The following is an 11,730-nucleotide window of genomic DNA, read 5'->3' on the forward strand; positions in this document are numbered from 1 at the left end:
AAGTTGACGTGGTGTCAGGTCACGTCGAGCGACTGGGACCGAGCCGGTCCGGCCTGACGATGAAGAAGGTAGCGGGGTTCGGGAGCGCGCGCAACCATCTAGTTGGTTTTCAACGTCGGCGACTCCCCGAACAGTGCCGACCACTCCCCCGGACGACCGCGAGGAAGCCCGGATGAAAGCCCGGAAAGGAGCCCAGACGAGAGCCCGGAAGGGAGCCCGCATGGGCACCCGGAAGGGAGCCGGGAGAGAGCCCGGGAGCTCGGATGGGTGCCCGCTAGAGAGCCCGGAAAAGCCGAAAGGGAGCCCGGGAGGAACCCGAACTCCCTTGCGCGCGCGGCGATCCGGCGATACGACGACCCCTCAGACGGATCCCTGCAGCACGTTGTCGATGATCGAGTGCCCGTGCGCCACGACGCTGGCCCGCAACAATGCCCAGCCCGACTCGGTGTCGCCGTCAGGACCCAGCATCAGCCGGCGCTGCTGCGGCACGATGAACGGCCAGGACGCGATGCCGATGAGGGCGAGGAGGACCCGGGCCGCCACGGTGGGGTCGTCGACACCGAGGGCGAGGCTGAGCGCGGCCGTCTTGTGGACGTAGTACGCCTCGCGCTCCTTCTCGTCCGGGATCGGCTTGTCCCGGTAGTGCAGCCCCTCCCAGGCCAGCAGCCGCACCAGGTCGGAACGGCGGTGGTAGTCGAAGACCTCCCCGACGTACGAGCGCAGCCCCTCCTCCGTGGTGGGGATGGGGACGGCCGCGGACATATGGGCGTACACCTTGGCCATCACGGCGGCGAACAGGGCTTCCTTGTTGCCGAAGTAGGCGTAGATCCGCTGCTTGTTGACGCCGGAGCGCTCCGCGATGCGGTCCACGCGCGCACCCGCGAGACCGTGTTCGGAGAACTCCGCCTCGGCGGCCTCCAGGAGCTTGGCGCGGGTCTGCTGTCCCTTGGGTGTCTCAGCCATGGGAGGAGCCTAGTCGACAGGGAAACCAACTGGATAGTTCAGAAAAACCAACTAGATGGTTGCGCACGGCCCAGGGTGTCCCCTACGGTCTTCACATCGGCCCCGCCCCCCGGAAGTACCGAGGCGGATGAGGCGGCAGGCCCTGTACGTCAGCTGTTCCTGTTGGACGCTCCTCCCGTTCAGCGGCCCCCTTCGGGCGCGCCGCCCCATCAAGGAGAAACGCATGTCAGCCACAGCCACTCCCCGGACCCTGCTGCTCGTCGGTGACCGTTTTGCCGGATTCGCCGTTCAGCAGGACGTCCTCACCGTCTCGAAGTTCATCGAGGAGATGCGCCTCGGGGTGTACTCCTGGGACTCCCGGCCGATCCGGGTGCGGGCCGCCCAGGGCGTCACCGCCGACGAGTGGGAACTCGTCCGCGGCGAGGCCCTGCTCCTCGGCCTCGCCACGCGGCTCGACTTCGACTTCCGGGCGCCGGACCTGGCCGGCCGCGGCGAGGCCCACAAGCACCGAAGCTGCAACACCCTCATAGCCGATCTCAGACGGGACGGCGAGGACCTGTTCTCCGCCACGCTGCGGGTCCACAACGACAACGAGCTGCTCATCGACCACCAGACCGGCGAGCACGTCCAGGGCATGGTCGCCGTCGAGGCCGCCCGGCAGATGTTCCTCGCGGTCAGCGAGCGCTACCACGCCTCCCGCTACCTGGACCGGTCGTACTACTACGTCATCGAGTCGCTCAACACCGGCTTCGAGAACTTCCTCTTCCCGCTCGACGCCACGATCGTCTACCACACGGTCCGCGCCGAGCTGGACAACCCGGACCGGCTCTCCTTCGAGGCGGAGATCTCCCTCCACCAGGCCGGCCGCCGCGCCTCGATCACCACCGTGACCTACACGGCCTTCGACTCGCCGGTCATCGAGGCCAAGGAGCACCGCAGGGGCCGGTCGGCCGTCGAGCACGCGGTACGCGCGGCATCGCCCGCGGCCCCCGCACCCGCCGCGGCCGCCGCGGCCGCCGCCCGGCAGCCGGCGCTGGTCGGCGCCTGAGCCCCCGAGGCCGTACGGCACCCCTCCACCGCACCACGGGCGCCCCGCTTCGGCCCGCGGCCGTGACGCGCCCCTTCGCCGCCCGCACCCGGCCGTGACGCGCCCTTTCGAGGCCCGCACCCGGCCGTGACGCGCCCTTTCGCGGCCCGCACCGCCGTCACCCGCGCCCACCTCGCCGTGACGCACGGCTTCGACACGCCAATCCCGCACTCAGACACCCTCAGACACCCGATGGAGACAGTCATGTCCGCTTCCGCTTCCGCCGCCCTCATCACCGCCACCGAGCTGTTCGCCAAGCCCGATCAGATCGACGCCGTCGCCGAGGCCTGGCAGCGTCACAACGACGCGTCCGGCTTCGCGGGCCGCGTCCTCTACCGCGGCCTGGAGAGCAACTCCGTGCTGGAACTGGCCCCGCTGGAGGGCTTCGAGCGGATGGAGGAGCTGCGCGCCGACTGGTGGAAGCTGTGGGAGGCCGTCGGCCCGCTCGGCGAGGGCGACTTCCGCCGCCAGTTCCTTCAGTTCGTCGAGGCCCCCAAGCCGGCGGCCGGCGCCCTGCCCGACACCCGGTACGTGCAGATGCGGCACGTCGAGGTGGTGCCGCGCGTCTACCGGCAGTACCGCGCCTGGCGCGACGAGACCATCTTCGACGTCGTGCGCACCTCGGAGGAGGTCAAGAGCTTCCAGGCGTTCCACTCGCTGGCCAGCACCGAGCCCGGCGTGATGTTCGTGTCCGGCTTCGACGCGGACCCGGCGAAGTACATGGAGGCCTTCACCTCCCCGCGCTACCAGCAGATCGTCCGCGAAGCCGGCGACACCTACATCACCGGAGGCGACAACGGCCTGTACACCCGCATCTACGAGCGCGTCACCGCCGTCTGACCGCGCCGCCCACCCACGGCCGGCCACGGAACCCCCTGTCACCGCGCAAGGCGTCCCGCGGCCGGCCGTTCACGTACGGCCCCGCCCGCCCCCATCGCCCCCGCACCGGCTTGCGACCGGCGAAGGAGCAGAAGGAGCAGAAGGAGAACCCGACATGACCCTCTCACCCGTGGCCCCGGCACCCGTCGCGGCGACCCCGATGACCCGGACCTACGACCTGAGCGTCACCACGCAGGGCCCGCTGTACCCGCCGAGCGAGATCGTGGACGAGAACGGCGACTTCGTCGTCATCGGCCGCGTCAACCGCGCCGGCGCCGACGGCGCCACCGTCTCCGAGTGGGGCGGCGCCGTGGTCTCCCCCGACAGCCCGCTGCCGCCGCTCGGGCAGAACCTCCCCTACGACGTCGTCCGCGAGCTGGACCTCGCCGACCCCACCGGACCGGACGCCCAGGTCCAGCTCTACACCCTGCCCCTCCCCCTTCCCTGCAACAACTACCCGATGCTCTTCGCCCCGGAGCAGCGCGCCGACGCGCACGACGTGCGGCGCCCGAGCTATCCGCTGCACGGCGCCCCCATCCCGGACCTGCGCGAGGAGGACGGCCCGAAGGTGCGGGAGCCGATCACGCTCGGCCAGTGGATCAAGGCGCGCGGCCAGCTGGAGGTGCATGTGCCGGCGCACCGGCGCGGCGCGGACTTCTCGTTCGCCTTCACCGGCCTGATCCCGGACAGCCTCTACACGGTCATGTCGCTGCGCGAGCACGACCTCGACCCGGCGGGCCCGACGCGCCCCGGCCCGCTCGGCGTCCCCAACGCGTTCATCAGCGACGGCAACGGCATGGCCCACTACCGGGCGACGCTGCCCAACCCCTTCCCGGCCCCGGGCACCCCGGGCGCGAACCGGGTGATCAACGTGGTCGTGCTGTGGATGAGCTACCAGCAGAACTACGGCGGCGCCATCGGCCACTTCGGTCTCGGCGGCGACATCCACGCGCAGCTGAAGCTACCGGCCCACGGCTTCGACGAGTTCACGACGCTGCTCGCCACCTGACGCCGTAGGAACGGCAGTCGACGCCACCACCGCCACGACATCCGGGAGTGACCATGAACACCGCGATCGGCATCATCGCCACCGGCTCCTACCTGCCCGCCACGGTCGTCGACAACACGACGGTCGGCGAGGCGGCCGGGGTGAGCGCCGAATGGATCGAACGCAAGACCGGCATACGACGGCGGCACCGCGCCGCCCCCCACGAGGCCACCTCGGACCTCGCCGCCCACGCGGCCCGCCACGCCCTGGAACAGGCGGGCCTGGCGCCCGACGAGATCGCGTACGTCGTCGTCGCGACCTCCACCCCCGACCACCCCCAGCCCGCCACGGCGGCCATCGTCACGGACCTCATCGGAGCCCGCCGGGCCGCGGCCTTCGACGTCAACTCGGTGTGCAGCGGCTTCATGTTCGCGCTGACGGCCGCGGACCGCATGCTGCGCTCCGACGCGGCCGACGCGGCGGCCGGTGGACAGTCGCCCGGGCAGGGGCCGTACGCCCTGGTGATCGGCGCGGACGTCTACTCGCGCATCCTGGACCCGGCCGACCGCAAGACGGCCATCCTGTTCGGTGACGGCGCGGGTGCCGTGGTGCTCGGCCCGGTGCCGGCGGGCGCGGGCGGCATCACCACCAGCCTCGCCACGCGCGGCGACCAGCACCGGCTGATCAGCGTGCCGGCCGGTGGGAGCAGGCGACCGGCGTCGCAGGACACGCTGGCGGAGGGCGCGCACTGGTTCACCATGGACGGGCGCGGTGTCCGCGGGTTCGTGCACGAGAACCTGCCGGGCGCGATCCACACCCTGCTGGACAAGGCGGGGGTGCCCGCCCGAGCGGTGCGCCACTTCGTCCCGCACCAGGCGAACGGCGTGATGCTGGCCGAGGTCTGGCCCGCGCTCGGCCTGGACACGGCCCGGATGCATCTGGCCCTGGCCCACCATGGCAACACCGGCGCGGCCTCGGTCCCGATCACCCTCGATCTGGCGCACCGCCGTGGGCTGTTCGCCGAGGGCGACGTGACCGTCCTGTCGGCCTTCGGCGGCGGCATGTCGGTGGGTTCGGCGCTGCTGCGCTGGGCCCCGACCCGGCACGCCCGCCCGGCCCGGGTCCGCGACGAGACGCTCGTCCCGGCGACAGCGGCGCGGGTGCCCGCGCTGGCCGGGGTGCGATAGCGGGGCCCGGCGCCGGCCGGCCGGACGGCGCGGCGACGAGCGCGCGCGAGCAACCCCCGGACAGGACCAAGTACCGGAGAACCAAGCACCGGAGAGAAGAACGCGATCCTCACCAGCACCCACACCCGCATCCGCACCCGATCCCAGGAGTCGCAGTGACGATCACCATGGAGACCACCGCCCAGCGGACCACCCCCGGCGCCCCCTATCCCGGACCCCGCCTCTACGCCCTCGCCGGTGGCGGCATCGCCTCCGTCCGGCGCGACGGCAGCTGGTACCTGCTCGACACCGCGCCGGAGGCGACGGCACCCGTCCTGCGCCTGGCGGGCGACGCCGACGACGCGGCGCTGGAGCCGCACATCTGCCGGGGCATCGACTGATCCCGCACAGGCGTCGGGGGACGGCGGGCCACAGCCCGGACCGTCCCCCGACGCATGTGTACGGCGCCCCGCACTCAGCTCGACGGCAGCGCGCACTGCCCGGAGCAGTCCTCGCAGTGCTCGTCGCGGCCCATGGACCAGCAGGCGAGCGCACACCCGGACACGGCGGCCTCCGCCCGCCGCGCACGCCGGTCGACATACCCCCGTACGGCGGGGTCGTCGCCGACGAGCCGGGGGTGGCCGACGCAGTCGAGCATGGGGAAGTCCGAGGGATGGTCGCCGTAGGCGTAGCAGTCGAGCGGGTTGACGCCGGGGTGCTCGGCGAGCATCCGCAGCACCGCCGCCCGCTTGCCCTCGCCGATCACGGGTTCGGGCACCTCGCCGGTGTAGCGGCCGTCGGCCACGTCCGGGGTGGTGCACAGGATGTGCCGGGCGCCGATGTGCGCGGCGATGGGCTCCAGGCAGGGCGGGAAGGAGCCGGAGACGAGCACGATCTCGGCGCCGGCGGCACGGTGCCGGTCCAGCTCGGCCACGGTGGTCGCGATGAAGAACCCGGGGTCCGTCGCGAGGGCGAGGGAGAACCACTCCCGGCCGAGAGCGGTCATCTCGGCGGCGCTCTCACCGGCGTACGAGCGGTAGTACTGGCGGTTGACGACCTCGCGGGGTGTGCCCGAGGCGGCCCGCCCCCTGAGGTCACCCTGGATGGACCGGTAGCGCTCCTCGCCCGCGTCCCCGTGCCGCCGGACCAGCTGGAAGCGCAGGAACTCGAACATGCTCTTGCGGTCGATCAGGGTCTCGTCGACGTCGCAGAAGACCAGATACGCGGGTCGGTGCCCGCCACCGGCCGGAACCTCGGCGCGCACGTCTGCCATCACTGTCATGCTCTCAACCTCCCCCTGGATGCCCGGTACGGCACCGGGCACGAAAAAATTCGTTCTGGAAGGTATCATTAATTCGTTCGCTCCACGAGCCCCTTGAGCGCGATGTCGAGGGCCAGGACGTTCACCCGGGGCTCGCCCATGAAGCCGAGGGTGCGGCCCTCGGTGTGGTCCTCGACCAGCTTTTCCACCTGTGCGAGCGGCAGGTTGTTCCTCGCGGCCACGCGGTGGACCTGGAGGGCTGCGTAGGCCGGGGAGATGTCCGGGTCCAGGCCGGAGCCGGAGGAGGTCACCGCGTCCGCGGGTACCTGCGACGGCTTGACCGTGTAGCCGGGAACGGAGTTGTCCCTGACGACGGCGGCCTTGGCGTCCCGCACCTGCTCGACCAGCACCTTGTTGTCGGCGGACAGGTTGGTGGCGCCGGACAGGATCAGCTTGTACCGCGTGTTGACGCTGTTGGAGCCGAGGCCGTTCGACGGGCGGCCCTGGAACCACCTCAGGTCCGCGTCCGGCGTCTGCCGGCCCTTCTTCGGCGGCAGGTTGTAGGACTGCCCGATCAGGGACGAGCCGACGACCCTGCCGTCCGCCCTGACCTCGGAGCCGTTCGCCTGGTGGCCGAACAACCCCTGCGCGACGCCGGTCACGAGGAGCGGGTAGAGGACGCCGGTCACCAGGGTCAGCACGAGGAGGGCGCGCAGGCCCGCTCCGAGCAACCGGGCGGTGTTAATGACGGAGTTGTTCATGGTGATCAGCACGCCTTTGAAAGGTCACAGCCCGGGGATGAGGGAGATGAGCAGGTCGATGAGCTTGATGCCGACGAAGGGCGCGATCAGGCCGCCGATGCCGTAGATCCCGAGGTTGCGGCGGAGCATCCTGTCCGCGCTCATCGGCCGGTAGCGCACGCCTCGCAGGGACAGCGGCACCAGCGCGATGATGATCAGCGCGTTGAAGACGACCGCGGAGAGGATCGCGGAGTCCGGCGAGGACAGGCGCATGATGTTCAGCTTGTCCAGGCCCGGGTAGACCGCCGCGAACAGCGCCGGGATGATCGCGAAGTACTTCGCGACGTCGTTGGCGATGGAGAACGTCGTCAACGCACCCCGGGTGATGAGCAGTTGCTTGCCGATCTCGACGATCTCGATCAGCTTGGTCGGGTCGGAGTCGAGGTCGACCATGTTGCCGGCCTCCTTGGCGGCCGACGTTCCGGTGTTCATCGCCACGCCCACGTCCGCCTGGGCCAGCGCGGGCGCGTCGTTGGTGCCGTCGCCGGTCATCGCGACCAGCTTGCCGCCCGCCTGTTCCCGCTTGATCAGGGCCATCTTGTCCTCGGGAGTGGCCTCGGCGAGGAAGTCGTCGACGCCCGCCTCCTCGGCGATCGCCTTCGCGGTCAGCGGGTTGTCACCCGTGATCATGACCGTCTTGATGCCCATGCGGCGCAGTTCCTCGAACCGTTCGCGCATGCCCTCCTTGACGACGTCCTTGAGGTGGATGACGCCCAGCACGCGGGCACCGTCGGCGTCCTCGACCGCGACGAGCAGCGGAGTGCCGCCGGCCTCGGCGATCCGGTCGGTCAACGCCGCCGCTTCCGGGGCGACTTCGCCGCCCTGGTCCCGCACCCACGCGATGACCGAGGCCGAAGCGCCCTTGCGGACCTTGCGGCCGTCGACGTCGACGCCCGACATACGGGTCTGGGCGGTGAAGGCGATCCACTCGGCGTCGACCAGCTCACCCTGGTGGCGCTCGCGCAGCCCGTACCTCTCCTTCGCCAGGACGACGACGGAACGGCCCTCGGGGGTCTCGTCGGCCAGTGAGGACAACTGGGCCGCGTCGGCGAGGTCCGCCTCGCGGACGCCGCCGACCGGCACGAAAGCGGCGGCCCGGCGGTTGCCGAGGGTGATGGTGCCGGTCTTGTCCAGCAGCAGGGTGGAGACGTCACCGGCGGCCTCGACCGCGCGGCCCGACATGGCCAGCACGTTGCGCTGCACCAGCCGGTCCATGCCCGCGATGCCGATCGCGGAGAGCAGGGCGCCGATCGTGGTCGGGATCAGACAGACCAGCAGGGCGACCAGCACGATCATCGTCAGCCGGGTGCCGGCGTAGTCGGCGAGGGGCGGCAGCGTGGCGCAGGCCAGCAGGAAGACGATCGTCAGCGAGGCCAGCAGGATGTTCAGGGCTATCTCGTTCGGCGTCTTCTGCCGGGCCGCGCCCTCGACCAGGCTGATCATGCGGTCGATGAAGGTCTCCCCCGGCCTCGTCGTGATCCTGACGACGATCCGGTCGGAGAGCACCTTCGTCCCGCCGGTGACGGCGCTGCGGTCGCCGCCGGACTCGCGGATGACCGGGGCGGACTCGCCCGTGATGGCCGACTCGTCCACCGAGGCGACGCCATCGACGACATCACCGTCACCGGGGATGACGTCCCCGGCCTCGCAGACCACCAGGTCGCCGATGGTCAGCGCGGTGCCCGGGACCTGCTCCTCGGAGCCATCCTCGATCAGTCGACGGGCGACCGTGTCGGTCTTGGCCTTGCGCAGGGTGTCGGCCTGCGCCTTGCCGCGGCCCTCGGCGACCGCTTCCGCGAGGTTGGCGAAGACCACGGTCAGCCACAGCCAGGCGCTGATGGCCCAGCCGAACCAGTCGCCCGGGTCCTTGAAGGAGAAGACGGTGGTCAGGACCGAGCCGATCCACACCACGAACATCACGGGCGTCTTGACCATGACCCGCGGGTCGAGCTTGCGGACGGCGTCCGGCAGCGACCTGACCAGTTGCCCGGGATCGAAGAGGCCCGCGCCGACCCGGCCCTCGGCGGTCTTGTGTCCGGTCGGCGCGTCCGGATGGGGCGCGAGAGTGGGAGTGGACATGGAGTCCTCGTGCTTCCGGGTGTCGATGGTCATGACGCCAGCCCCTCGGCCAGCGGGCCCAGCGCCAGGGCCGGGAAGTACGTCAGACCGGTGATGATCAGGACCGTGCCCACCAGCAGACCGGTGAACAGCGGCTTCTCGGTGCGCAGGGTGCCCGCGGTGACCGGGACGGGCTGCTGCCCGGCGAGCGAGCCGGCCAGCGCCAGGACGAAGACCATGGGCAGGAACCGGCCCAGCAGCATCGCCAGTGCGGTCATGGTGTTGAACCAGTCGGTGTTCGCGTTCAGCCCGGCGAAGGCAGAGCCGTTGTTGTTCGCCGCGGACGTGAAGGCGTACAGCACTTCGGAGAAGCCGTGCGCGCCCGGGTTCAGCATCGAATGGGGCGGGGTCGGCAGGGCCATGGAGGCCGCCGTGAAGACCAGGACCAGCGCCGGGGTGATCAGGATGTAGCAGGCGGCCAGCTTCATCTCCCGGCCGCCGATCTTCCGGCCCAGGTACTCGGGCGTCCGGCCGACCATCAGGCCGGCGATGAACACCGCGATGACCGCGAGGATCAGCATGCCGTACAGGCCGGAGCCGGTGCCGCCGGGCGCGATCTCGCCCAGCATCATGCCCAGCATGGTGATGCCGCCGCCCAGTCCGGTGAAGGAGGAGTGGAAGGAGTCGACGGCACCGGTCGAGGTGAGCGTGGTCGCCACCGCGAAGATCGACGAGCCGCCGACGCCGAAGCGGACCTCCTTGCCCTCCATCGCGCCGCCCGCGGCCTGGAGGGCGGGACCGTGGTGGGCGAACTCGGTCCACATCATCAGGACGGTGAAGCCCAGCCAGATGGTGGCCATCGTGGCGAGGATCGCGTACCCCTGGCGCACCGAGCCGACCAGCACGCCGAAGGTGCGGGTCAGGGAGAACGGGATCACCAGGATCAGGAAGATCTCGAAGAGGTTGGTGAAGGGCGTGGGGTTCTCGAAGGGGTGCGCGGAGTTGGCGTTGAAGTAGCCGCCGCCGTTGGTGCCCAGCTCCTTGATCGCTTCCTGAGAGGCGACCGCGCCGCCGTTCCACTGCTGCGAGCCGCCCATGAACTGGCCGACCTCGTGGATGCCGGAGAAGTTCTGGATCGCCCCGCAGGCCACCAGGACCACCGCGGCGACGGCGGCGGCCGGCACCAGGATCCGCAGGGTGCCGCGGACCAGGTCGGACCAGAAGTTGCCCAGCTGACCGGTGCGCGAGCGCGCGAACCCGCGCACCAGCGCGATGGCCACCGCGATGCCCACGGCCGCCGAGACGAAGTTCTGCACGGCCAGACCCGCGGTCTGCACGACGTGCCCCATGGTCTGCTCGCCGTAGTACGACTGCCAGTTGGTGTTCGTCACGAACGAGACGGCCGTGTTGAACGACTGTGCCGGGCCGACCGAGGAGAAGCCCATCGAGCCGGGCAGCACCCCCTGGAGGCGCTGGAGCAGGTAGAGGAAGAGGACGCTGACCGCCGAGAAGGCGAGGACACCGCGCAGATAGGCGGGCCACGTCATCCCGGCGTCGGGGTCGGCGCCGATGGCCTTGTAGATCCACTTCTCCGCCCGCAGGTGCTTGTCGGTGGAGTAGACCCGGGCCATGTAGTTGCCGAGCGGTACGTGGACGAGCGCCAGCGCGCCGATCAGGGCCAGCAGCTGGAGCGTGCCGGCGAGTTCGGGACCCATTCCTGACTCAGAACCTCTCCGGGAAGATCAGGGCGAGGACGAGATAGCCCAGCAGGGCGACGGCCACGACCAGGCCGACGATGTTCTCGGCGGTCACAGCCTCGTCACCCCCTTGGCGACAAGGGCCACCAGCGCGAAACCCGCGAGCACGGTGACGACGAAGGCCAGATCGGCCATCGTGAACTCCTGGAGGTGAGGTTCGGTTTGCTACGGACAGGTCGAGCAAACGCCCCTCTGGCCGGATCCGGTCGCCCGTTGACACCTCTCTTACGGCGGCTCCCGGCGCCTTGACGGGTCTCTTACGGCTTCGGCGCCGAGCGCCCGGGAGCGGGGGTGCGCATCCGGTTCGCCGCCCTCAGGCGTCCGGTCCCCGGAGGCAGGCCACCGCGTGCACCAGGGCGCTGACGAGGAGGGTCGCGGCCAGGCTGCCCAGCGTGACCAGCCCCACCCCGATCGCGAACAGGCCGGTGGAGTCGTCCGACCAGTCGGCCCAGGCGGCCGTGGAAAGCCCGGCCGTGGTCCCGAGCACGGCACCGGCGAAACACCGCCGGAAGGCCGCCCAGCACACCGGCACCGCCAGCGTCACCACCAGCCCGGCCACCTGCCACGCCGCGTAGGGGCCGGTCGTCGAGCCGTCGGAGCGCACGCCCAGCCAGGCGGCCCACAGCCCGACCGCCACCCCGGCCTGCAAGAGGATCGACGGCACCTGCCGCAGGGCACTTGTCAGCAGGCCACGGCGCATCGGTTCCTGGTTCATGTGCCCCAGCGTTTCCGGGCGGGCCGGTTCCGGACAGAGCATGCGTACTCAGCCGC

At 70.8% G+C, this 11,730-nt stretch carries 12 protein-coding genes; 5 read left to right on the forward strand and 7 right to left on the reverse strand.

Translation table 11 applies throughout. From position 1 onward, the window contains the following. Positions 1-360: 360 nt before the first annotated feature. Positions 361-963 carry a TetR/AcrR family transcriptional regulator gene (locus ACIBA9_RS22765; protein ID WP_399365619.1) on the reverse strand — a complete coding sequence of 201 codons (603 nt, stop codon included), beginning with the start codon at positions 961-963 and terminating at the stop codon, positions 361-363. Positions 964-1,186: 223 nt separating this feature from the next. Here ACIBA9_RS22765 and ACIBA9_RS22770 point away from each other — a divergent pair, with 223 nt between their 5' ends. From ACIBA9_RS22770 to ACIBA9_RS22790, 5 genes are all read left to right on the forward strand, one after another. Next, on the forward strand, positions 1,187-2,011 hold the full coding sequence (locus tag ACIBA9_RS22770) for an AfsA-related hotdog domain-containing protein (RefSeq protein ID WP_399365621.1): 825 nt from the start codon (positions 1,187-1,189) through the stop codon (positions 2,009-2,011). A gap of 243 nt (positions 2,012-2,254) precedes the next feature. Next, positions 2,255-2,890 (forward strand): hypothetical protein, encoded by a 636-nt coding sequence (locus ACIBA9_RS22775; RefSeq protein WP_399365624.1) that lies wholly within the window; start codon positions 2,255-2,257, stop codon positions 2,888-2,890. 154 nt (positions 2,891-3,044) lie between these two features. Beyond that, positions 3,045-3,938 (forward strand): hypothetical protein, encoded by an 894-nt coding sequence (locus tag ACIBA9_RS22780; protein WP_399365626.1) that lies wholly within the window; start codon positions 3,045-3,047, stop codon positions 3,936-3,938. A gap of 53 nt (positions 3,939-3,991) precedes the next feature. Continuing rightward, positions 3,992-5,104, forward strand: a complete 1,113-nt coding sequence (locus ACIBA9_RS22785) for a 3-oxoacyl-ACP synthase III family protein (RefSeq protein WP_399365629.1) — start codon at positions 3,992-3,994, stop codon at positions 5,102-5,104. A gap of 155 nt (positions 5,105-5,259) precedes the next feature. Further along, a complete protein-coding gene (locus ACIBA9_RS22790; protein WP_399365631.1) occupies positions 5,260-5,484 on the forward strand; it encodes a hypothetical protein in 225 nt (74 codons plus the stop codon). A gap of 74 nt (positions 5,485-5,558) precedes the next feature. On the opposite strand, the gene ACIBA9_RS22795 is transcribed toward ACIBA9_RS22790, so the two are convergent. The 6 genes from ACIBA9_RS22795 to ACIBA9_RS22820 form a co-directional block, all read right to left on the reverse strand. Continuing rightward, positions 5,559-6,365 carry an HAD family hydrolase gene (locus ACIBA9_RS22795; protein WP_399365633.1) on the reverse strand — a complete coding sequence of 269 codons (807 nt, stop codon included), beginning with the start codon at positions 6,363-6,365 and terminating at the stop codon, positions 5,559-5,561. 68 nt (positions 6,366-6,433) lie between these two features. Next, entirely contained in the window at positions 6,434-7,105 is a 672-nt protein-coding gene (locus ACIBA9_RS22800; RefSeq protein WP_399366015.1) for a potassium-transporting ATPase subunit C, read from the reverse strand. Positions 7,106-7,129: 24 nt separating this feature from the next. After that, the gene (gene kdpB, locus ACIBA9_RS22805) at positions 7,130-9,256 is read right to left on the reverse strand and encodes a potassium-transporting ATPase subunit KdpB (RefSeq protein WP_399365635.1); all 2,127 of its coding nucleotides are present in this window, start codon (positions 9,254-9,256) and stop codon (positions 7,130-7,132) included. Further along, positions 9,253-10,917, reverse strand: coding sequence for a potassium-transporting ATPase subunit KdpA (gene kdpA / locus ACIBA9_RS22810; RefSeq protein ID WP_399365638.1), 1,665 nt, complete (start codon positions 10,915-10,917; stop codon positions 9,253-9,255). Before kdpA ends, kdpB begins: the two co-directional genes overlap by 4 nt. A gap of 7 nt (positions 10,918-10,924) precedes the next feature. Then, on the reverse strand, positions 10,925-11,014 hold the full coding sequence (gene kdpF, locus ACIBA9_RS22815; protein WP_016434100.1) for a K(+)-transporting ATPase subunit F: 90 nt from the start codon (positions 11,012-11,014) through the stop codon (positions 10,925-10,927). A gap of 258 nt (positions 11,015-11,272) precedes the next feature. Next, positions 11,273-11,674 carry a hypothetical protein gene (locus tag ACIBA9_RS22820; RefSeq protein ID WP_399365640.1) on the reverse strand — a complete coding sequence of 134 codons (402 nt, stop codon included), beginning with the start codon at positions 11,672-11,674 and terminating at the stop codon, positions 11,273-11,275. Positions 11,675-11,730: the final 56 nt, after the last annotated feature.

The organism is Streptomyces sp. NPDC051452, assembly GCF_044454765.1.
GTDB lineage: Bacteria > Actinomycetota > Actinomycetes > Streptomycetales > Streptomycetaceae > Streptomyces.

Bases quoted from the DNA above. Each gene is read 5' to 3' on its own strand.
- ACIBA9_RS22765 (WP_399365619.1), bottom strand. From the start codon at position 963: ATGGCTGAGACACCCAAGGGACAGCAGACCCGCGCCAAGCTCCTGGAG.
- ACIBA9_RS22785 (WP_399365629.1), top strand. From the start codon at position 3,992: ATGAACACCGCGATCGGCATCATCGCCACCGGCTCCTACCTGCCCGCC.
- ACIBA9_RS22795 (WP_399365633.1), bottom strand. From the start codon at position 6,365: ATGACAGTGATGGCAGACGTGCGCGCCGAGGTTCCGGCCGGTGGCGGG.
- ACIBA9_RS22800 (WP_399366015.1), bottom strand. From the start codon at position 7,105: ATGAACAACTCCGTCATTAACACCGCCCGGTTGCTCGGAGCGGGCCTG.
- kdpB (WP_399365635.1), bottom strand. From the start codon at position 9,256: ATGACCATCGACACCCGGAAGCACGAGGACTCCATGTCCACTCCCACT.
- ACIBA9_RS22780 (WP_399365626.1), top strand. From the start codon at position 3,045: ATGACCCTCTCACCCGTGGCCCCGGCACCCGTCGCGGCGACCCCGATG.
- kdpA (WP_399365638.1), bottom strand. From the start codon at position 10,917: ATGGGTCCCGAACTCGCCGGCACGCTCCAGCTGCTGGCCCTGATCGGC.
- ACIBA9_RS22820 (WP_399365640.1), bottom strand. From the start codon at position 11,674: ATGAACCAGGAACCGATGCGCCGTGGCCTGCTGACAAGTGCCCTGCGG.
- ACIBA9_RS22775 (WP_399365624.1), top strand. From the start codon at position 2,255: ATGTCCGCTTCCGCTTCCGCCGCCCTCATCACCGCCACCGAGCTGTTC.
- ACIBA9_RS22770 (WP_399365621.1), top strand. From the start codon at position 1,187: ATGTCAGCCACAGCCACTCCCCGGACCCTGCTGCTCGTCGGTGACCGT.